The 18472-nt window shown below is 72.8% G+C and carries 20 protein-coding genes and 1 pseudogene; 14 read left to right on the top strand and 7 right to left on the bottom strand.

Annotated elements, in window-relative coordinates; genetic code table 11:
• Nucleotides 1-11 precede the first annotated feature (11 nt).
• Nucleotides 12-992 carry a DUF2804 domain-containing protein gene (locus tag RBJ77_RS32340; RefSeq protein WP_372348224.1) on the top strand — a complete coding sequence of 327 codons (981 nt, stop codon included), beginning with the start codon at nucleotides 12-14 and terminating at the stop codon, nucleotides 990-992.
• Nucleotides 890-2104 (top strand): YbhN family protein, encoded by a 1215-nt coding sequence (locus RBJ77_RS32335; RefSeq protein WP_372348223.1) that lies wholly within the window; start codon nucleotides 890-892, stop codon nucleotides 2102-2104. Before RBJ77_RS32340 ends, RBJ77_RS32335 begins: the two co-directional genes overlap by 103 nt.
• Before the next feature lie 300 nt (nucleotides 2105-2404).
• Here RBJ77_RS32335 and RBJ77_RS32330 read toward each other — a convergent pair.
• The 3 genes and pseudogenes from RBJ77_RS32330 to RBJ77_RS32320 form a co-directional block, all read right to left on the bottom strand.
• A pseudogene (locus RBJ77_RS32330) lies at nucleotides 2405-3010 on the bottom strand (glycosyltransferase family 87 protein); the annotation flags it as partial.
• A 245-nt stretch (nucleotides 3011-3255) separates the two neighbouring features.
• Nucleotides 3256-4689 (bottom strand): polyprenol phosphomannose-dependent alpha 1,6 mannosyltransferase MptB, encoded by a 1434-nt coding sequence (gene mptB / locus RBJ77_RS32325; protein ID WP_372348222.1) that lies wholly within the window; start codon nucleotides 4687-4689, stop codon nucleotides 3256-3258.
• A 129-nt stretch (nucleotides 4690-4818) separates the two neighbouring features.
• A complete protein-coding gene (locus tag RBJ77_RS32320) occupies nucleotides 4819-5865 on the bottom strand; it encodes a hypothetical protein (protein WP_372348221.1) in 1047 nt (348 codons plus the stop codon).
• Between the two features lie 213 nt (nucleotides 5866-6078).
• Between RBJ77_RS32320 and RBJ77_RS32315 the strand changes: the two genes are divergently transcribed.
• The 3 genes from RBJ77_RS32315 to RBJ77_RS32305 all read left to right on the top strand — a co-directional run bounded on the left by RBJ77_RS32315 (nucleotide 6079) and on the right by RBJ77_RS32305 (nucleotide 7261).
• A complete protein-coding gene (locus RBJ77_RS32315; RefSeq protein WP_372348220.1) occupies nucleotides 6079-6210 on the top strand; it encodes a hypothetical protein in 132 nt (43 codons plus the stop codon).
• A gap of 148 nt (nucleotides 6211-6358) precedes the next feature.
• Nucleotides 6359-6865, top strand: a complete 507-nt coding sequence (locus RBJ77_RS32310) for a DinB family protein (protein ID WP_372348219.1) — start codon at nucleotides 6359-6361, stop codon at nucleotides 6863-6865.
• Nucleotides 6866-6952: 87 nt separating this feature from the next.
• Entirely contained in the window at nucleotides 6953-7261 is a 309-nt protein-coding gene (locus RBJ77_RS32305; RefSeq protein ID WP_372348218.1) for a hypothetical protein, read from the top strand.
• Between the two features lie 99 nt (nucleotides 7262-7360).
• Here the strand turns inward: RBJ77_RS32305 and RBJ77_RS32300 are convergent, their stop codons facing one another.
• Nucleotides 7361-7726 (bottom strand): hypothetical protein, encoded by a 366-nt coding sequence (locus tag RBJ77_RS32300; RefSeq protein WP_372348217.1) that lies wholly within the window; start codon nucleotides 7724-7726, stop codon nucleotides 7361-7363.
• Between the two features lie 95 nt (nucleotides 7727-7821).
• Here RBJ77_RS32300 and RBJ77_RS32295 point away from each other — a divergent pair, with 95 nt between their 5' ends.
• The 5 genes from RBJ77_RS32295 to RBJ77_RS32275 are packed head-to-tail and all read left to right on the top strand — an operon-like array spanning nucleotide 7822 to nucleotide 11138.
• Nucleotides 7822-8247 carry a DoxX-like family protein gene (locus tag RBJ77_RS32295; protein WP_372348216.1) on the top strand — a complete coding sequence of 142 codons (426 nt, stop codon included), beginning with the start codon at nucleotides 7822-7824 and terminating at the stop codon, nucleotides 8245-8247.
• On the top strand, nucleotides 8217-9176 hold the full coding sequence (locus RBJ77_RS32290) for a hypothetical protein (protein WP_372348215.1): 960 nt from the start codon (nucleotides 8217-8219) through the stop codon (nucleotides 9174-9176). The genes RBJ77_RS32295 and RBJ77_RS32290 overlap by 31 nt, the downstream gene beginning before the upstream one ends.
• A 38-nt stretch (nucleotides 9177-9214) precedes the next feature.
• The gene (locus RBJ77_RS32285; RefSeq protein ID WP_372348214.1) at nucleotides 9215-9964 is read left to right on the top strand and encodes a DUF2071 domain-containing protein; all 750 of its coding nucleotides are present in this window, start codon (nucleotides 9215-9217) and stop codon (nucleotides 9962-9964) included.
• Nucleotides 9961-10710, top strand: coding sequence for a class I SAM-dependent methyltransferase (locus tag RBJ77_RS32280; protein WP_372348213.1), 750 nt, complete (start codon nucleotides 9961-9963; stop codon nucleotides 10708-10710). Before RBJ77_RS32285 ends, RBJ77_RS32280 begins: the two co-directional genes overlap by 4 nt.
• A 2-nt stretch (nucleotides 10711-10712) precedes the next feature.
• Entirely contained in the window at nucleotides 10713-11138 is a 426-nt protein-coding gene (locus RBJ77_RS32275) for a hypothetical protein (protein WP_372348212.1), read from the top strand.
• Nucleotides 11139-11143: 5 nt separating this feature from the next.
• Here the strand turns inward: RBJ77_RS32275 and RBJ77_RS32270 are convergent, their stop codons facing one another.
• Nucleotides 11144-12013, bottom strand: coding sequence for an alpha/beta fold hydrolase (locus RBJ77_RS32270; RefSeq protein ID WP_372348211.1), 870 nt, complete (start codon nucleotides 12011-12013; stop codon nucleotides 11144-11146).
• 73 nt (nucleotides 12014-12086) lie between these two features.
• Between RBJ77_RS32270 and RBJ77_RS32265 the strand changes: the two genes are divergently transcribed.
• The 4 genes from RBJ77_RS32265 to RBJ77_RS32250 all read left to right on the top strand — a co-directional run bounded on the left by RBJ77_RS32265 (nucleotide 12087) and on the right by RBJ77_RS32250 (nucleotide 16769).
• Nucleotides 12087-12536 (top strand): MarR family winged helix-turn-helix transcriptional regulator, encoded by a 450-nt coding sequence (locus RBJ77_RS32265; RefSeq protein WP_372348210.1) that lies wholly within the window; start codon nucleotides 12087-12089, stop codon nucleotides 12534-12536.
• Between the two features lie 464 nt (nucleotides 12537-13000).
• Entirely contained in the window at nucleotides 13001-14413 is a 1413-nt protein-coding gene (locus RBJ77_RS32260; protein WP_372348209.1) for a family 2B encapsulin nanocompartment shell protein, read from the top strand.
• A 111-nt stretch (nucleotides 14414-14524) separates the two neighbouring features.
• Nucleotides 14525-15865: a family 2 encapsulin nanocompartment cargo protein terpene cyclase gene (locus tag RBJ77_RS32255; RefSeq protein WP_372348208.1), complete on the top strand. Its 1341-nt coding sequence runs from the start codon at nucleotides 14525-14527 to the stop codon at nucleotides 15863-15865.
• Between the two features lie 16 nt (nucleotides 15866-15881).
• Complete coding sequence (locus tag RBJ77_RS32250) at nucleotides 15882-16769, top strand: geranyl diphosphate 2-C-methyltransferase (RefSeq protein ID WP_372348207.1); 888 nt, start codon at nucleotides 15882-15884, stop codon at nucleotides 16767-16769.
• 63 nt (nucleotides 16770-16832) lie between these two features.
• Here the strand turns inward: RBJ77_RS32250 and RBJ77_RS32245 are convergent, their stop codons facing one another.
• Nucleotides 16833-17831: a hypothetical protein gene (locus RBJ77_RS32245; RefSeq protein ID WP_372348206.1), complete on the bottom strand. Its 999-nt coding sequence runs from the start codon at nucleotides 17829-17831 to the stop codon at nucleotides 16833-16835.
• Complete coding sequence (locus RBJ77_RS32240; RefSeq protein ID WP_372348205.1) at nucleotides 17828-18406, bottom strand: RNA polymerase sigma factor; 579 nt, start codon at nucleotides 18404-18406, stop codon at nucleotides 17828-17830. Before RBJ77_RS32240 ends, RBJ77_RS32245 begins: the two co-directional genes overlap by 4 nt.
• Nucleotides 18407-18472 lie beyond the last annotated feature (66 nt).

Below are 18472 nucleotides of genomic sequence, written 5' to 3'. Positions count from 1 at the left end.
ATCCTGCGCTGATGACGCACGAACCCGAGCTGACCTCGCCCGTCGAACTGTGCCTGCCCGACGGGCGGTTGAACCCGGCCGCGGTCGGCTGGACCCGGCGCCCCCTGCACTCCGCCCACCTGCGCGGCTGGGGGCGCTCGAAGCGCTGGGAGTACTGGGGCATCGTCACGCCGGACCACGTGGTCGGCCTGGTCGTGTCGTCGCTGGACTACGCGGGCGTGCACGGGCTCTACGTCCTGGACCGCGCGACCGGGCGGGAGACCAGCACGGACTCGGTGGTGCCGCTGGCCCGCGGCTCGGTGCTGCCGCCCCGCAGCGGCGAGGGCGTCGTCGCGGTGCGCGCCGGCGCGCTGCGGGCCAGGATCGCGCAGCGCCCGGACGGCACCACGATCCGGGCGACCGCGCCCGACGTCCGCCTCGACGTCGACGTGCCGCTGCCGCCGGGGCACGAGTCGCTCGGCGTCGTCGTGCCGTGGAGCGCCAAGCGGTTCCAGTACACGGTCAAGGACGTCGGCCGGCCCGTGCGCGGCACGCTCGTGGTGCACGGACGCACCTACGAGGTGGGCGGTCCGGACGCGTTCGCCGTGCTGGACCACGGCCGTGGCAAGTGGCCGTACGCGATCACCTGGAACTGGGCGGCCGGGGCGGCGCCCGGGCGGGCGATCCAGCTGGGCGGGAAGTGGACGGACGGAACGGGCGTCACCGAGAACGCCCTGGTCGTCGACGGTCGCCTGCACAAGATCGGCGAGGAGCTCCGCTGGACCTACGACCGGTCGGACTGGCTGCGGCCGTGGCGCATCAGCGGGGAGCGGGTGGACGTGACGTTCACTCCGTTCCACGAGAAGGTGTCCCGGACGAATCTCGGCGTCGTAGGGAACGAGACGCACCAGTGCTTCGGCCACTTCACCGGCTGGGCCCTGACCGACGACGGGACGAAGACGGATCTGGACGGGCTGGTCGGCTGGGCCGAGGAGGCACGCAACCGCTGGTAGCGGCGGCCCGGCGGTGCTTCGTCGGCCGCCGTGTGCGCCCGGGCGCTCTCCGTTCCGCCGATCGACGACCGCGCGACACCGTGACGTCCCGTGCGGCGGGCATCTCCGTGACGGATGCTCCCCGCGTTGCACGCGCCCCGAAAGGACGCCGAGTCGTGGTCACAGCACTGCCGCCCGCCCTGCGGCGGCTGCCCGTACGGCAGTTGCTCCCGCTCGTCCCCCTCGTCCTGGTCGCCGTGTGGGCGGCCGGGAACTGGCCGGTGCTGGCCTCGGGGTTCGTCCGACTGCGGGGCGCGGACCGGGCGTGGCTGGTGGCCGCCGGGATCCTCACCGTGGCGTGCTGGCTGCCGGTGTGTCTGCTGCGGCAGGGCACCGTGCTGGAGCGGCTGCCCGCCCGGCGGCTGTTCGCCTCGCAGGTCGCGGCGGGGTCAGCCAACCATCTGCTGCCGGCCGGGCTCGGCGCGCACGTCGTGACGCTGCGTTTCCTGCGCTCGTGCGGGATGTCGGGCCCGCGGGCCTGCGCGGCGCTCGCGCTGTACTCGCTGGCCCAGCCCGTCGGCCGGTACGCGCTGCTGATCGTGCTGATGGCGGCCTCACCGGACGCGTCCGCGCTCGGCGGCCTGCTGCCCGCCGAGCGGGGCGTCCTCGCCCTGTTCCTGCTGGTCACGGTCGGCGCCGTCGGAGCCGCGCTGCTGTGGTGCGTGCGTCCGCTGCGCGCCTTCGTCCAGGACCTGCTGAGCACGGCGCTGACCGACGCCCGCGCCCTGCACACCCGGCCCGCCCGGGCGCTCGCCCTGTGGTGCGGGGCCGTCGGCTTCCCCGCGCTGCAGGCCGCCGTCATGGTCGCGGTGGCACGCGCCCTCCAGCTGCCGGTGCCCGCGCTGGACGTCACCCTCGCCTATCTGGCGGCCACGGTGGTCGCCGGGATCGTGCCGACGCCGGGCGGGATCGGCTCCGTCGAGGCGGCGCTCCTCCTGGCGCTCGTCGGCGTGGGGTCCCCGGTCGCCGACGCGACCGCCGCGGTGCTGGGTTTCCGGCTGATCACGGTCTGGCTGCCGCTGCTGCCCGGGGCGCTGGTCCTGGCCTCGCTCGTGCGCCGCAAGGTGATCTGACGGGCGGACCGACAGGGCGAGCAGCAGGCCGAGCTCTACCCATACGAAGGCGTTCCCGCCGATGAATCCGTCGATGCCGCCGGAGTCGTAGCGCCACAGCCACACGACGCTGCTGCTCAGCAGCACGTAGGCCGCGCCCACGAGGGCCAACGGCAGGCGACGACGCGGCGGTTCGAGGGCACGGTCGGCGAGCAGGACCAGCGCGGGCAGCAGCCAGACCAGGTGGTGGACCCAGCTGACCGGACTGACGAGGCAGGCGGCGACGCCGGTCGCCGCGACACCCAGGCGTACGTCGTCGGCGCCCGCCCGGCGGACCTTCAGCGCCCACAGGACGACGACCACGAGCGCGCCGCAGGCCCACCACACCGAGCTGGGCTGTCCCGGATAGGCGAGGCGGGCCAGTGCCCCCTGCCACGACTGGTTGGACACGTAGGCGAGTTCGCCCAGGCGGCTGGTGTCCCACAGGGCCGTCGCCCAGAACGTGTGCGACGTGTCCGGGGCCAGCCAGTGGGCGAGGAGCGTCGCGGCGGCGGCCACGCCGGTGGCGAGGGACGCGGCCCGCCAGCGGCGCGTGATCACGAGGTAGCCGATGAACAGCGCGGGGGTGAGTTTGATCGCGCAGGCCACACCGGTGCCCACGCCCGCCGCCCGGCCGCCCCGCGCCAGCTGCCGGGCATCCGACAGGACGAGCAGCAGCAGGAAGAGGTTGACCTGTCCGAAGCTGACGGTGTCGTAGACCGGTTCGAAGAGGGCGAAGAGGCAGCCGGCCACGACGTAGGCGGGCAACGGGGGGAAGCCGTGGCGGCGGACGACCGGTCCGGCGAGCAGCCGAAGGACCGTCACGGCGGCGATCAGGTTGGCCGTCGTGCCGACGGCCACCACGAGGGGCCAGCTGAGGAGCGTCATCGGCCACATGCAGACCGCGGCGAACGGCGGGTAGGTGAACCCGTACGTCTGCCCCGGCACCCGGTAGTCGTACAGGCCGCCGGGCCCTTCCGCCCAGGAGTGGACGGCGTCGTAGTAGACCCGCAGGTCGAACCAGTCGCGGTGGAGCGGGACCAGCGCCAGGAAGAGACCCACGGCCGCGCACAGCACGCCCAGCGGCAGCAACCGGCCTGATTCGGCGCGCAGTTGGACGCGCATCCCCGTGCTCACAGCGTGCTCCCCGCTTCTCCCGCGCCCAGGCGGGGCTCCTGCGCGATCATCTGGCGGGCCCACCACAGCGCGCCGAGGGCGACCAGGGCCCCGCAGGTCGCGACGGCGACCTGGACCCCGTCGGGGGCCAGCCCGCTGGGCAGTTCGGCGAGGGCGAGGACACCGCTGGCGACGGCCACCGTCCGCCGGACGCGCCCCGGCAGTACGGCGGCGGCCAGCGGGAAGAGTCCCCACAGGACGTACCAGGGGCGGATCGCCGGGCCGAGGACCGCGACCGCGATGAGGCTCAGGCCGAGCGCGAACAGCGGACCGTGCCGGGGGCCGCGCAGCCAGAGCAGCAGAACGGTGAGACCCGCGATCGCCAGCCCGGCCACCCGCCAGGCCGGTACGGCGAGCGCGGCGAGGCCGCCGCCGTCACCGCCCAGCGCGGCAGCGGTGGCCCGGCCCAGGACCGAGGTGAGGGCCCAGTTGTTGTGGGTGATCGGGGTGTTGAGCGCGGCGATCCAGCCGTACCCGGTGCCGGTGAGGGCGGTGACGGCGGCGGTGCACGCCAACGCGATGCCCGTCGCGGCGCCCGCCGCCCGCACGTACCGGTACCGTCCGTCGAGCTGCCCCGCCCACAACGCGACCACGGCCAGCAGACCGAGGGCCGCCGGCGCCTTCACCAGCGCGGCCAGTGCCACCAGGACGGCGCCCAGGGCGGGGGCGCGGCGCTGGGCGGCGGCGAGCCCGATGCCGAGCAGACCCAGCATCAGCGCGTCGTTGTGCGCGCCCGCCACCAGGTGCAGCAGCAGCAAGGGGTTGAGGGCGCCCAGCCACAGCCCCGTCGCGCAGTGCCGCCGGTCGCCGCGCGTCAGCAGAATCAGCGCCAGCACCATCAGCGCCACACCGAGCAGGGCCACGCCCCTCAACCCGAGGACGCCGGTGGACAGTTCGGCCCGGGTGAGCCGCGCGACCAGCGCGGCGCACGACAGGAACACCGGCCCGTACGGCGTCGGGGTCTCCTGCCACACCGACGGCACCTGCGCGGCCAGGTGCCCGCCGAGCCGGTCCGGGCCATGGGCGTAGACGTCGATGTGGGCGTCCACCATGGCGCCCTGCGCGAGGTAGCTGTACACGTCGCGGCTGAACAGCGGCGGCGCCACCAGCAGGGGTGCGGCCCACACGGCGAGCGTCACGACCATGCTGCGCCGCCCCGGCGGACGGGGCCCCTGGACGGCCCGCCCCAGCCAGAGCCAGGCGGCCACCATCAGCACGAGCCCGAAGTAGGCACCGAACAGACCGACGGCCGCCGGCCCCGACCCGGGATCGAGCGCGTCCTCGACGGGCAGCGCACCGGCGTTCGCCCCACCGACGGCCAGCGCCGCTGATCCGGTGAGTCCGAGCAGCCGGCACCTGTGTATGTGGGATTCGTCGCCGGGGGTGAACACGCTGGCAGCGTGCCCGCGGCCGGTGGCCGCAAGGGAACACCCGACACAGCGGAACGCGGCCGGAACATGTCGTACGGGCAGACCGGCGGCGTCAGGTCCGGTTTCAGTGCGGCGGCGTCAGGTCCGGTATCAGTTCCGTCCGGCCTGCCAGAGGTCCATGATCTCCCGCACGTCCTGGGGACGTCCCGCACGTTCGGCCAGCTTCACGGCGACCGCCCGCAGCTTCTCCCCGTCGCGTACCTCGTTGTGGATGAACATCCGTTGGACGTCGCCGAGCGGCACCGACGACAGCCGGCTCACGGTGCTCAGTCCGGGTGAGCGGGCGTGGGCGAGCAGCTGACGCAGGGCCGCGCCGACCCGGTCGTTCTGCAACTGCGGATCGATCGGCAGGTCGCCCGGCACCTGCGTGTCGAGTTCGTCCGTGGCCGGCCTGTCCCTCGCCTGACCGCGGTTCACGGCTTCTTGAAGGGCTCGAAGCCGTGACTCCAGCTCCCGCACCCGGGCCTTGTGTGCGACTTCCTGTTCCCGGAGCTCCCGGCCGATCTTCGACGCGACGAACTCCATTCCGCGCCGGCTGTCCTCCAGCCGCTGTTCGGCCTCGCGCAACAGCGTCCTGGTCTTCGCCAGCTCCGTCCTGAGGGTGTCGGCCTCGGTTCGGGCCTGCTCGTAGGCGTCGGTCATGTCCCGCAGTTCCTGCTGTCCGATCCCCTCGCGCCGGTGTTCCGCCAGCTGGGCCTCGAGGGCATGAATGTCGCGCTTCTTTAGAGCCAGGGACTCGGTCAACTGGCTGATGCGCTCGGTGTGGTCCGACACCTCGATCCTGGCCAGGGCGAGCTGGGCCACGACCGCCTCCAGTGCGCCTGCCTGCTGCTCGAACTCCCGGGAGACCTTGGCGAACTCGGTCCTGAGGATGTCCTTGGACGCCGCGCTCCCGGCTTCGGCCAGAGCGCGTCGCTGGAGGTGCTGCAGGCGCATCCGGTCGCTATCCCCCACCTGCTGACCGGCGGTCGCCGCCGCCTTCAGCAGATCGTGCAGGAAGACACTCGTGGCGGGCCGTTTGCCGCTCAGGTAGCGCGAGACGGTGCCGGGGTCGTAGCCGTGCTTCTTCCCGAACGCACGGAGCGAGAGGTTCGTGGACCCCATGTAGAGGCGCAGCGCCTGGAGGAATTCTTGCATGTCAGCGCCGAGGTCAGTGGGTGGCGGAAGGTGCCGCCAGTCATCATCACCGCTCTCTGACATACCGTCACCCACCCCGTCTGTGGTGCCAGTTCTCCGCAACGCCCCGATGCAGTTTCCGCAACACCACGTCCCTCCCGCAAGGTGAGTCCATCGACCTGATGAACGCGCTGAACGCACTCGCAGCGGACACACGACACCGAGGAGCCGGCCATGAAGCGGAACCGCAGGACAGGACGTGACGGCGACAGCATGCTGCGGGAACTCGCGGTGCGCACCGGCGCGGCACTCGTGGCCCGCGCACTGTGGGACGCGCTGCGGATGATGGCGGGCGGGCATCTGTAAGGAGCCACCGGGGCCAGTGCGCGATCGGGACCCGCGCGCATCCGGCCGCCCACCGCGGCGGCCGCCCAGGCCCTCGCGTTCCGGGCCCGACGCGCGGGCCCCGAAATGCCCTGGACATCGGTCACCTTGATCAGGAACGCTTCGCGCGATGACCAGAACCGATGACACACCGCCCGCGTGGGACGAGCGCACGCAGCTCACCACGTTCCTCGACTACGCACGGGACACCGCCCGCGCCAAGTGCGAGGGAGTCTCCGCGGAGAACGCGCGCAAGGCGCTGCTGCCGGGATCGCCGCTGATGACCATGAGCGGGCTGATCAACCACCTGCGCTGGGTCGAGTACTACTGGTTCCAGGTGGTCTTCCTCGGCGAGGAGGACGAGGGCCCCTGGACCGACGAGGACCCGGACCGCGAGATGCGCGTCGCCGTGGACTTCCCGCTCCCCCAGTTGCTCGACGAGTACGCGGAGCAGAGCGCCCGGTACCGCGAGCTGGCCGCCGGGCGCGGCCTGGACGAGAAGGCGCGGCGAGCCGTGCGCGACGGGCTCCACGTCGACCTGCGCTGGATCCTGCTCCACCTGACCGAGGAGACCGCCCGCCACAACGGCCACCTGGACATCCTGCGGGAGCTGCTCGACGGCACGACCGGCGACTAGGACCGGCCGGGCGTCGGGGTTGACCTCAAGTCCGGTTGAGTTTCTAGGCTCGGGGGCGTCGATGCCGACGTACCGGGAGGAACGGCCATGAGGACGCTGGTGCTGGGAAGGACGCCCGCCAGGGTGACGGGCGTGCTGGACACGTTTCGCGCGGACGGCTTTGACGCGGAAGGAGTGAGCACCGACGAAGAGGCCCTGAAGCTGCTGGCGACCGAGCGGTTCGGGGTGCTGATCATCGGTGGTGGCGTGGGGCCCGGGTCCCGCGCGTCGATCAAGGAGTTCGCGGCGCAACATCGGGTGGGGCGAGTGATCGACGGCGCGCTGACCGCGCCGTTCGACGTCTATGTGCGGAGGGAGTTCGAGCCGCTGATCCGCGAGGCGATCGCCGCACAGTGACGGGCGCGGACCATCTGGGGCGGCGGTGGCGCCCGGCGGAATCCGCCGGGCGCCACCGCCGTTCGCCGAAGGAATCCCGGTGAAACCGGCCGGCGGCTGTCATGACGGCTGGTGGACCAGGGTTTCGAAGCCGTCGGCGTCGCAGGAGGACACCGCCCGGCCCTCGGAGGTCGTGTCGCCGTGCACCGCGTGGGAGGTGTCGGCCAGAAGGTCGCCTCCCGCGGGTGCGAGCCCGCTCTTGTCCAGATGCCTGGCCACGGCCAGCGCCGCGTCTCCCGCACCGTTCACGACTCCGGCGTCCCCGTTCGCCTCGTCCCTGGCCTCCTGCCAGGCCCACAGCGCGACGCAGTAGCTGCGCATCTGCGCCTTCTGCCGCCCGGAGCCGTCGGAACCGGACCCGCAGCCCGTCATCACGACGCCGGCCACGACGGCGACCACGCAGGCCGCCCCGGCTCGCGCGGCCACTCGGCCACCCCTCTTCATCGGTGAATCTCCCATGCTCGCGATCAGTATGCTCTTCTTGAACGCGTTCAATTTAGCGGATCGGTGGTGGGGTGCGCATGAGTGGTGTGGCCGAGATCCAGCAGCGTCGGCAACTGCCCGGGCAGTTGCACGGGGTGGCGGCTCGCGGGGCGGTTGCCCTGGTGTGGTTCTACGAAGGCGGGTGGTGCAAGGTCTGGCCGGGACGCGCGGACCAGCGGGCCATCGTGGGAGACGTGCCGTTCCTGCCCGCCTGGGCGGTGACGACGGCGCTGGTGGCCGTCGGACTCGCCGAAGTCGCCATCGGCGTCTGGGTGTTGACCGGGCGGCAGGTGCGGGCCGCGGCCGTCGTGCAGACGCTGCTCGTGGTCGGGTTCAACGCGGGCGGCCTGCTGTTCAGCCCCGATCAGATCGACGAGCCCGGACGGCTGCTCACGCAGAACCTGGCCTTCGTCGCCCTGATCTGGACGGTGACGTGGATGTCGCCGCGGAGGGCGGCCCGGTGAGCGGCACTCCCTGGGCCCGCGGCCGGATCATCAGCGGATCCGGCGGCCCGCGCCTCCTGTTCGGGCGGATGTACGAGGACCACGGCATCGAGCTGGGCGTCCTGCCCGCATCGGGGGCCCGGGTGCTGTGCATCGCCTCCGCCGGCGACACCGCCGCCGCCCTGCACCGGGCCGGCCACGACGTCACGGCCGTGGACGTCAATCCGGTCCAACTCGCCTACGCGCGCAGCCGACTCGCGGGCGGCCCGACCACGGACGGCACCGCGGAACGGCTGATGCGCCTGGGCCGGGGCGCGCTCGGCGCCCTGCTGCCGGCCTGGCGCGCGCCTGCCCTGCGCGCCTTCTGCGCCTTGGACGATCCGGCGGAGCAGGCCCGCCGCTGGCACGCCGAGCTGGACGGCCCCGGCCTGCGCCGGATGCTCACGCTCGCCCTGCGACCGGGCGGCGCACTCGCCGCGGCCCTGCGCCCGTCGTTCGCGGGAGTGGTCCCCGCGCGCTTCGACGAGGTGCTGCTGCGGCGCCTGGAACGGACCGTCACCCAGCACCCCAACCTCACCAACCCCTGGATGGCGCGCCTACTGGCCGACACCGAACTCCCCGAATCGGACGGCCTGTTCGCGCCGGACGTCCGCCTGCTCCAGGGCGACGTGGTGGACGTCCTCGAAGGCTCGCCCCGCGCCGGCTTCGACGCCGTGTTCCTCTCGAACGTGCTCGACGGCCCGGGCCCCGCCTTCGCCCGTCGCCTGCGCACCGCCGTCCGTCACGCCCTGCGCCCCGGCGGCACCGTCATCCTGCGGAGTTTCCGGGAACCCGGACCGGCCGGGCCCGGCTGGGCGGGTCAGGACCGCTCCGCACTGTGGGGCGTCGTCCGCGTGGTCCGCGTGGGCGCGGACCCGCAAGGCACCGACGACAGAAGGATCGAACCGTGAGAGACCCCCGGTACCTGATACAGCGTCACCCAATAGCCATGCGCACGTACTTCGCGCACTCACTCGTCCTCACCTACGCCCTGCCCGCACCGGTGCTGCGCCCGCTCGTCCCTCCCGGCCTCGACCTCGACACGTACCGGGCCGGCGAACACGACGTGGAGTACGGCTTCGTGGCCGCCGCCCTCGTCGACACCCGCTCCCTGCGCCCGGCCGGCCTGCCCGCCCGCCTCGGCCGCGACTTCCTGCTGACCGGCTACCGCGTCTTCACCCGCTTCCGCACCCCCGGCGGTCGCACCATGCGCGGGCTGCGCATCCTGCGCAGCGACACCGACACCCGCCTCATGCGGTGGGGCGGGAACCTGCTCACCCGTTACAACTACCGCCTGGCACACATCGGTTCACGCGTCACGGACGGCACGTTGGAGTTCCGGGTCGACAGCGGCGACGGGCACGCCGACCTGGAGGTGGCCGCCGATCTGCGCACCGCCCCGGCACCGCTGCCGCCGCACAGCCCGTTCGCCGACGCGCGCGCGGCACGCCGCTTCGCCGGGCCGCTGCCGTACACCTTCGAGTACGAGCCGCAGACCCGCTCCGTGATCGTCGTCAAGGCGTTCCGCACGCAGTGGGATCCGCAGCCCGTCTCCGTCGACGTGCGCCGTCTGACGTTCTTCGACCACGGCCCGCTCGCCGGGACCGATCCCGTGCTCGCCAACGCCTTCCACGTCGCGGACGTCGACTACGGCTGGCACCGCGGTGTGCGCCGCACGCAGAGCGGGGGCGTGCGATGACGCCGGAGCAGCGGCACTCGGGCGCCCGCGACGTGATCGCCTACAACTGGCCGCAGTACGCGGCGGGGCTGGCCACGGCGGTCACCGCCGGCGTCGTCGCCCGACGGCTTCCCCGGCCCGTACGCCACTTCGCCCGGATCGGATCCGCGACGGCGCTCGCTCTCCTCGGCACGGCGACGGCGGCGAGCTGGTACGTGTACGACCGCTCCGACCTGTACACCTACGACTGGCTCGCGGCGCTGCTGCCCCGCACACCGTCCTCGTACCTGGTGGTGAGCTGCGGGCTCGACGAGGTGAGCGCTTCGCTCGCCGCACGCTGGCCGGCCGCCCGGCAGTCCGCCGTCGACCTGTACGACCCGACGCTCACCGACGAACGCTCGATACGGCGCGCCCGGCGCCGCGTGCCGCCGCCCGCCCATGCCGTGGCGGGCCGCCCCGGCGCGCTGCCGCTTCCCTCGGCCGGGACGGACGCCGTCCTGCTGGTCTTCGCCGCACACGAACTGCGCCGGGCCCGGGACCGGGAGAAGCTGTTCGCCGAGTGCGCCCGGGTGCTGCGCCCCGGCGGCACCCTGCTCGTCGCCGAACACCTCAGGGACGCCGCGAACACGGCCGCGTTCGGACCCGGCGCCTGGCACTTCCTGCCCCGGGCGGAGTGGCTGCGACTCGCCGCGCACACCGGACTGCGCCGATCGGCCGAGCGCCGACTCGCCCGCCTGGTCACGGCGTTCGCCTTCACCAAGGGGTGAGCATGACGGAACTCCTCAGCCTCACCGGCCAGTTGCGGCTCGTCGGCGTCGCCCTCATCGTCATGGGACTGGTGCACGCCGTGCTGCCGCGCATCCTGGGCTGGCCCGCCGACCTGCGCGCCAGCAGCCTGCTGACCCGCCAGGTCTCCTACGCCCACCTCTTCTTCATCGCCCTGACCTGCGCGCTGCTCGGCACGCTCCCCCTCGCGTTCGCCCCGGCCCTCCTCACCGGCGCTCCCCTGCCGACGTTCTTGCTGGGCGCCCAGACACTGTTCTGGGGCCTGCGCTGGATCATGCAGTTCGCCTACTTCTCCCCGCGGCTGTGGCGCGGCGACCGGCTGCGCACGGCCGGCCACGGCGCGCTCGCCGTGCTGTGGACCTGGGTGACCGTGGTCTTCGCGACGGCGACCGTGCACGCCCTGGGATGAGGAACTCAGCCCTGCCCGCCGGTGCGTCCCTCATTCGCCTGGAGCGGTCGGTCCAGGAAGTCGAGGAGCCGCTCGTTCAGCCGCTCCGGCGCGGTGTGCGGCAGGGAGTGGTGGGTGGCGTCGGGCAGGAGGGTCACCTCGCCCCGCGGAAGCGTCCGGCGAGCCCGTTCGGCGACCTGGGCGGCGCGGTGGGCGCGGCTGCGTGCCGCGACCAGGACCAAGGCCGGCATGCGCAGGTCGGCGGCCCGGGGGCGGCCGCCGGTGACGAACTTCCGGCCGGGAACCGTGGTGGCCAGCGCGTAGAGGCGCTGCCACGTCTCGTCGGGGCGGGTGCCCGCGGTCTCCCAGGCCAGGAAGGCGCGGGCGCGGTCCTCGCTCGGCCGGATCAGGGAGGGCAGGGCGCGCAGCAGGTAGCCGGGGCGGAATCCGGCGAAGACCTGGGTGGGGTCGACGAGGGCGAGGCGGTCGACCCGCCGGGGTGCGTGGAGGGCGTATCGGGTGGCGAGCCAGGCACCGTAGGAGTGGCCGCACAGGTGGGTGCGGGCGATGCCGAGTCCGTCCAGCAGCGCGTCGAGCCAGGCCATGAGGTCGTCGGCGTTCTTCAGCGGGGTTCCCTGGCGCCCGGACCGGCCCGCGTCGCCGACCAGATCCACGGCATGGACCCGGTGCCGCTCACCGAGTGCGGGGGCGTTGGCGAACCACGAGAGGCCGGTCGCCGAGCCGCCGGGCAGGAGCACCAGCGGGCTGCCGTCCTGCGGACCGTACGTATGCACCCGGGCGGATCCGAACGGCGTCTTGACGTCGCGTTCCTCGGTGGACTCCGGCCAGCGGGCGCGCAGCGCGTCATAGGCAAGGTCGAAGGCGGACGGGGACATCGCGCATTCCTCTCGCTGGGCGATAATCTCGTTCAGCGAGATAGTACGCAAGGACCGAGGGAGCGGAGCGGGTATGGATGCCGAAAGCACGGAGATGGGTCTGGTGCACCTGCTGCGCGCGGTCACCGTGGAATTCGACCTGCTCGGCGCCGAGTTCGCCGCGCGCCACGGACTGCACCCCACCGACGTGCGCGCCCTGATCCACCTCCTGGACGCCGCCCGGTCCGGCACCCGGGCCACACCCGGTTGGCTCGGCGGGCAGCTGCGGCTGAACTCCGCGGGGACCACCGCCCTGGTGGACCGGCTGGAGCGGCTCGGGCTCGTCCGGCGCAGCAAGGACGCCGCCGATCGGCGACGCGTGCTGCTGGAGGTGGAGGAGAAGGCCACGGTGCTCGGCGAGACCTTCTTCGGGCCGGTCATCGGTGAGCTGGTGCGGGCCGCGGAAGGGTTCGAGGAAGCGGAACTGGCGACGGTGCGACGGTTCCTGACGGCGGTTCTGGAGTCGACCGCGCGGGCGCGCTGAACGGGAGGCAAGGCTTCCACCGGGAGGCGACGCAACGGCCGCCGAGCCGACCCCTGTCCGGAATTCGACGCACCTCCGTGCGAGCGGCCGTGCGTCACGCGGCCGGCGGGCTGCGGCCGGCATGCGCTCACGAGGGCGCCGCACGCCCACAACAGCCCTGGTCGTACGGCACTTCGGGGGTCCCACGACTCTTCGACCACCCTCACGGTCCGCCGCGCCGGCCGGCGCCCGGGCGGCACCGCGAAAAGCGGGCCGAGTTCCGCCGTTGCCCGGGCAAACATCGGGCGGCCGTGATCATCGCATCGAGTTAATGTCACCGACTTCGCTTGGCCCGACGGGCGGACGGACCCTTACTGTTCTTGCGAAATCCGGACGAAATCCCGTCCCTGTCACCGCATTTGCTCCCGTTGCCCGATCACGTCCGGGCCCGCCCGCCGCAGCCCGACCAAGGAGAGCCCTCCCAGATGACCGTTGACTCCACCCCGGACGCTCGCCTGGAGCCGCCCCGACAGTCCAGCCTGGGCACGGCGGCCGCCCGCAACCTCTCCACCACCACCAAGTCCGTCCCGCAGATGCAGGAGATCACGGACCGCTGGCTGCTGCGGATGCTCCCCTGGGTGGAGACCACGGGCGGCACCTACCGGGTGAACCGTCGCCTGACGTACACCGTCGGCGACGGTAGCGTGGAGTTCGTCCAGGACGGCGCGCGGGTCCGCGTCATCCCCCGGGAGCTCGGCGAACTGGCCCTGCTGCGGGGCTTCGACGACGTCGAGGTGCTCACCGCCGTCGCCGGCCGGTGCGAGCAGCACGACTTCCGGGCCGGGGAGACCCTCGTCGAGCGCGGCGCGCCCGCCGACCGGCTCCACCTGATCGCCCACGGCCGCGTCAGCCAGTTCTCCGTCGGGGAGTACGGCGACGAGATCGCCCTCGACGTCCTCGCCGACGGCGACCGGTTCGGCGACGACGCCCTCCTGGACGAGAGCGCCCGCTGGAAGCACACCGCGGTCGCCGAAACCGCCGGCACCCTGCTCACCCTGTCCCGCGCCGACTTCGCGTCCGTGCTGGCCTCGGCCCCGAACCTGCGGGCCCACATCGAGGAGTTCAGGTCCCGCGCGGGCCGGCGCCAGAACCACCGCGGCGAGGCGGAGATCGCCATGTCGGCCGGCCACCGCGGCGAGCACGAACTGCCCGGCGCCTTCGTCGACTACGAGGAGAAGCCGCGCGAGTACGAACTCTCCGTCGCCCAGACGATCCTGCGCGTCCACACCAGGGTCGCCGACCTCTACAACCAGCCGATGAACCAGACCAAGGAACAACTCCGGCTGACCATCGAGGCGTTGCGCGAGCGCCAGGAGCACGAGCTCATCAACAACCGCGAGTTCGGACTGCTCCACAACGCCGACTTCAAGCAGCGCATCCAGCCCCACTCCGGCCCGCCGACGCCGGACGACCTGGACGAACTGCTCACCCGCCGCCGCGGATCGAAGTTCTACCTCGCGCATCCCCGGACGATCGCGGCCATCGGGCGGGAGTTCACCGCACGCGGCCTCTACCCGGACAACGTCGACCTGAGCGGCCGGCAGGTCACGGCCTGGCGCGGCGTCCCGATCCTGCCCTGCAACAAGATCCCCATCACCAAGGAGCGGACCAGCTCCATCCTCATCATGCGTACCGGTGAGGAGAGCCAGGGCGTCATCGGTCTGCGGCAGACCGGGCTGCCGGACGAGTACGAGCCGGGACTCTCGGTGCGCTTCATGGGCCTCGACGAGAAGGCGATCACCTCGTACCTGGTCAGCACCTACTACTCCGCCGCCATCCTCGTGCCGGACGCGGTCGGCGTCCTGGAGAACGTGCAGATCTCCCACTGGCCCAGGTAGTACGCACGGTCCGCACGGCGTGGTGCGTCGCCCGGTCCCCGGGCCGGTCACGCATGCCCGAAAGGACCGCGCCGGGCACCCACCCCCTCTCGATCCCTCTAGGAGTCAGGGATGCCACCACCCGATCCGACACCTCCGCAAGCGAGCCTGCCGCAATCGAGCCTGCCGGAAGCAGCCGCCCGCTTCGGCACGCAGGTCCTCACCGATGCCGCGGCCCGCGCCTGCGACATCACTGCCGCCACCGGCGGCCTGCCCGGTGCCCCCTCCGTGACCGCCGCGCCCACGGTGCCCGAGCCCACGCTGCCGCCCCTCGAAGGTCCGGCGGCCGACGTCCCGGCGCCGAGCGCCGACCTGGAGCGGGTGCTGCGCGGCCCCAGCGGCATCGGCACGTCCGGCCTGCGCCTCACCCTGCGGGAGGAACCGCCGGCCGGTCCCGGGCCGGCCGCGCCCGAACCGCCGGCGACCGCCCCGAAGGGCAGGCCGATCCCCGGCCTGTACTACCACCAGGTGGCCGACCCGGATCCGGTGCGCGTCGAGGAGGTCAGCCGGCGCATCAAGTCCTGGGCGCTGGACGAGGTCTCCCTCTATCCCGACGACTGGGAGGAGGAGTTCGACGGCTTCTCCGTGGGCAGTTACATGGTCGGCTGCCATCCGGACGCGCCCACCGTCGACCACCTGATGATCGCCACGCGCCTGATGGTGGCGGAGAACGCGGTGGACGACTGCTACTGCGAGGACCACGGCGGCTCCCCCATCGGCCTCGGCGAGCGCCTGCTCCTCGCGCACACCGCCCTCGACCCCCTCCACACCACCGAGGAGTACCAGCCGGACTGGGCGAAGTCGCTCCACGCGGACGCGCCCCGGCGTGCGTACCGCTCCGCCATGGAGTACTTCGTCCAGGCGGGCAGCCCCTCCCAGGCGGACCGGTTCCGGCACGACATGGCCCGGCTGCACCTGGGCTACCTGGCCGAGGCCGCCTGGTCCCAGCTGGACCAGGTGCCCGAGGTGTGGGAGTACCTGGCGATGCGCCAGTTCAACAACTTCCGCCCCTGCCCGACCATCACCGACACCGTCGGCGGCTACGAACTGCCGGCGGACCTGCACGCCCAACCGGCCATGCAGAAGGTCATCGCGCTCGCGGGCAACGCGACGACCATCGTCAACGACCTCTACTCGTACACGAAGGAACTCGACTCCCCCGGCACCCACCTGAACCTGCCGGTCGTGATCGCGGAACGGGAAGGCCTCTGCGAACGGGACGCCTACCTGAAGTCGGTCGAGGTCCACAACGACCTCATGCACAGCTTCGAGTCCGAGGCCGCCGCCCTCGCCGCCGACTGCCCGCTCCCGACCGTCCAACGCTTCCTGCGCGGCGTGGCCGCGTGGGTCGACGGCAACCACCACTGGCACCAGAACAACACCTACCGCTACAGCCTGCCCGACTTCTGGTAAGAGATTGGAACCATCTGTGACCAGCACCGAACTCACCGCCCCCAGCACCGGTCGCTCCCCGCTCGTCCCCAACCCGGCCACGCCCTACCAGGGAGACATCGCCCGCTACTGGGACGGGGAGGCCCGGCCCGTGAACCTGCGGCTCGGCGATGTCGACGGTCTCTACCACCACCACTACGGCATCGGTGCGGTGGACCACGCCGCCCTCGGCGGCGACGGGGACAGGCAGAACGAGCAGAAACTGATCGCCGAACTGCACCGGCTGGAGTCGGCACAGGCCGACGTCCTGCTGGGGCACCTCGGCGCCATCGGGCGGGACGACACCCTGGTGGACGCCGGCTGCGGCCGCGGCGGTTCGATGGTGATGGCGCACCAGCGCTTCGGATGCAAGGTCGAAGGAGTCACGCTGTCGGCCAAGCAGGCCGACTTCGCCAACGGACGCGCCGCCGAACTCGGCATCGAGGACCACGTCCGCGCCCGCGTCTGCAACATGCTCGACACGCCGTTCGAGACCGGGCAGGCCGCCGGTTCCTGGAACAACGAGTCGAGCATGTACGTGGACCTGGACGACCTGATGGCCGAGCACTCCCGGATCCTGCGGGTCGGCGGTCGCTACGTGACCATCACCGGCTGCTGGAACCCGCGGTACGGCCAGCCGTCGAAGTGGGTGTCCCAGATCAACGCGCACTTCGAGTGCAACATCCACTCGCGCCGGGAGTACCTGCGCGCCATGGCGGACAACCGGCTCGTGCCGCAGGCCGTCATCGACCTGACCCCCGACACCCTGCCCTACTGGGAGCTGCGGGCCACGTCGTCGCTGGTCACCGGGATCGAGGACGCGTTCATCAACTCCTACCAGGACGGTTCGTTCCAGTACCTCCTGATCGCGGCCGACCGCGTGTGACGGTCGGCTGACCGGAGGGCCCGACAGGATCGGGCCCTCCCTTCGTTCCCCGGGCGTCCTGGGTCAACCGATGCCCGCGACCGGGCCGTTGAAGAGGAACGTCCGCCTGCTCGTCAGCTCGCCCTTGGAGAGCGACGGCGTGCACTCCTTGTCCACGCCGTCCGACGGCCGGCAGTGCGAGCCGTCGTAGGACTCGGCGGCCGTGCGGTTCTCCTCGAGGATCCCGCCCGTCGCCGGGTCGATGATCCAGTGCGGGGTGGTGGCGATGCCGGGCCCTTCGGCGCTGGTGTACTTCCAGGTCACCTCGGTGCCCTTGCGGCCCTTCGCGTCGCTCGCTCCGGTGCGGATGTCCGCGCCGGGGGTGTCCGCCATCACCCGGTAGAGCGCGGCGCGCAGTTCGGCCCGGGCCGGGCTGAACGACAGCAGGTGCCCGGCCTCGGTCACGACCTGTTCGTCCGCTGCCGCTCCGTCCTTCCCCGCGGCCAGTTCGGCGCGGAGCCGGGACGGGTCGGTGGGCAGAGCGCGCAGGCCCTTCCAGTCCAGCCGCTGGTCGCCGACGCGCCAGGTCATGCCGTTCGGCTGCGGCTTGGCCAGCTTCTCGCCGTTCTCGACGGAGGTCAGTCCGTCGGGGCCGAGGAAGACGGTCCGGGTGCGGGTCGCCGTGCCCGGGGCCGCTTCGGTCGCCGTGATCTTCCAGTACGGGCCGTCCGCGCCGCCGGCCGCCTTGTCGGCCATCGTGCCGAAGAACGCCGCCGCCTCCGCGCTCGCGGCGGGCGCACCACCGTCCATGCTGGTCACGGGGGCGATGATCGCCGCCGCGGCGACCGCGGCGACCGCCGCAGCGGAGGCGAGGACGCGGCGCCGGCGGTACAGCGGAACGACCACGCGGGGTTCAGCGGCGGCCGGGCCCTGCGGCTTCGCGGTCTCGGTGTCGATCGCGGTGCGGACCGCGGCCAGTGCCGCGGCCAGGACCGCCGGGTCGGGTGCGGTGGTACGACCGGCGGCGACCAGTTCCGCGGCGCCGGGGAAGTCGAGCACATCGTCGTGTCGCTGCGCACTCATGCGAGCTCTCCCGTCAGGGTGGTGAGGGTGCCGTCGGACAGGCGGGACCGGAGCCGGGCGCGGGCCCGGTGCAGCCGGGAGCGGGCGGTGCCGGCGGGGATGCCGACGACGGCCGCGGCCTCGGTGGGCGTGAGCCCCTCCCAGGCGACGAGGAGCAGCAACTCCCGCTCCACGGAGGGCAGTTCGGCGAGCCCGGCGTGGATCCGCGGTCCGGCCGCCAGGGCGTCGAGCCGCTGGTCCACCGCCTGCCACGGGTCGCTGCCGGACGGCTCGTCCTCGGCCGACGGGCCCGGATCTCGGGCGGCCCGCTGCCAGTGCCGGGCCAGTACGTTGCGGGCCACGCCGAACAGCCAGGCGCGGGCCGCCCCGCGGGCCGCGTCGAAGGTGTGCCGGTGGGCGAAGGCCTGCAGCCACACCTCCGACAGCAGGTCGTCGGCGGCGGTCGGCGCCCGTCGTGCGAGATAGCCGTGCAGCGCGACGGAGTGCCGCGCGACCAGCGGCTCGAACGCGGCCGGCTCCGTGGCGGCCCGCACGAGCAGATCCTCGTCCGCAACGGGATCGGGATCGGGATCCATGAACCCCCCCTGTCCTTGACCGCCCGGGCGGCGGTCTCACCCCCTACTTGCGCCCGGCGGGGCGGA

Origin of the sequence: Streptomyces sp. KL116D (assembly GCF_030766975.1) — a bacterium.
Classification (GTDB): domain Bacteria; phylum Actinomycetota; class Actinomycetes; order Streptomycetales; family Streptomycetaceae; genus Streptomyces; species Streptomyces longispororuber_A.
This window is presented reverse-complemented; position numbering and strand designations above follow the sequence as displayed.

What these genes read in the sequence shown, in the direction of transcription:
- RBJ77_RS32340 (WP_372348224.1), top strand. Translation starts at nt 12, where the DNA reads ATGACGCACGAACCCGAGCTGACCTCGCCCGTCGAACTGTGCCTGCCC.
- RBJ77_RS32320 (WP_372348221.1), bottom strand. Translation starts at nt 5,865, where the DNA reads ATGCAAGAATTCCTCCAGGCGCTGCGCCTCTACATGGGGTCCACGAAC.
- RBJ77_RS32315 (WP_372348220.1), top strand. Translation starts at nt 6,079, where the DNA reads ATGAAGCGGAACCGCAGGACAGGACGTGACGGCGACAGCATGCTGCGG.
- RBJ77_RS32310 (WP_372348219.1), top strand. Translation starts at nt 6,359, where the DNA reads ATGACCAGAACCGATGACACACCGCCCGCGTGGGACGAGCGCACGCAG.
- RBJ77_RS32305 (WP_372348218.1), top strand. Translation starts at nt 6,953, where the DNA reads ATGAGGACGCTGGTGCTGGGAAGGACGCCCGCCAGGGTGACGGGCGTG.
- RBJ77_RS32295 (WP_372348216.1), top strand. Translation starts at nt 7,822, where the DNA reads ATGAGTGGTGTGGCCGAGATCCAGCAGCGTCGGCAACTGCCCGGGCAG.
- RBJ77_RS32285 (WP_372348214.1), top strand. Translation starts at nt 9,215, where the DNA reads ATGCGCACGTACTTCGCGCACTCACTCGTCCTCACCTACGCCCTGCCC.
- RBJ77_RS32280 (WP_372348213.1), top strand. Translation starts at nt 9,961, where the DNA reads ATGACGCCGGAGCAGCGGCACTCGGGCGCCCGCGACGTGATCGCCTAC.
- RBJ77_RS32275 (WP_372348212.1), top strand. Translation starts at nt 10,713, where the DNA reads ATGACGGAACTCCTCAGCCTCACCGGCCAGTTGCGGCTCGTCGGCGTC.
- RBJ77_RS32270 (WP_372348211.1), bottom strand. Translation starts at nt 12,013, where the DNA reads ATGTCCCCGTCCGCCTTCGACCTTGCCTATGACGCGCTGCGCGCCCGC.
- RBJ77_RS32265 (WP_372348210.1), top strand. Translation starts at nt 12,087, where the DNA reads ATGGATGCCGAAAGCACGGAGATGGGTCTGGTGCACCTGCTGCGCGCG.
- RBJ77_RS32260 (WP_372348209.1), top strand. Translation starts at nt 13,001, where the DNA reads ATGACCGTTGACTCCACCCCGGACGCTCGCCTGGAGCCGCCCCGACAG.
- RBJ77_RS32255 (WP_372348208.1), top strand. Translation starts at nt 14,525, where the DNA reads ATGCCACCACCCGATCCGACACCTCCGCAAGCGAGCCTGCCGCAATCG.
- RBJ77_RS32245 (WP_372348206.1), bottom strand. Translation starts at nt 17,831, where the DNA reads ATGAGTGCGCAGCGACACGACGATGTGCTCGACTTCCCCGGCGCCGCG.
- RBJ77_RS32240 (WP_372348205.1), bottom strand. Translation starts at nt 18,406, where the DNA reads ATGGATCCCGATCCCGATCCCGTTGCGGACGAGGATCTGCTCGTGCGG.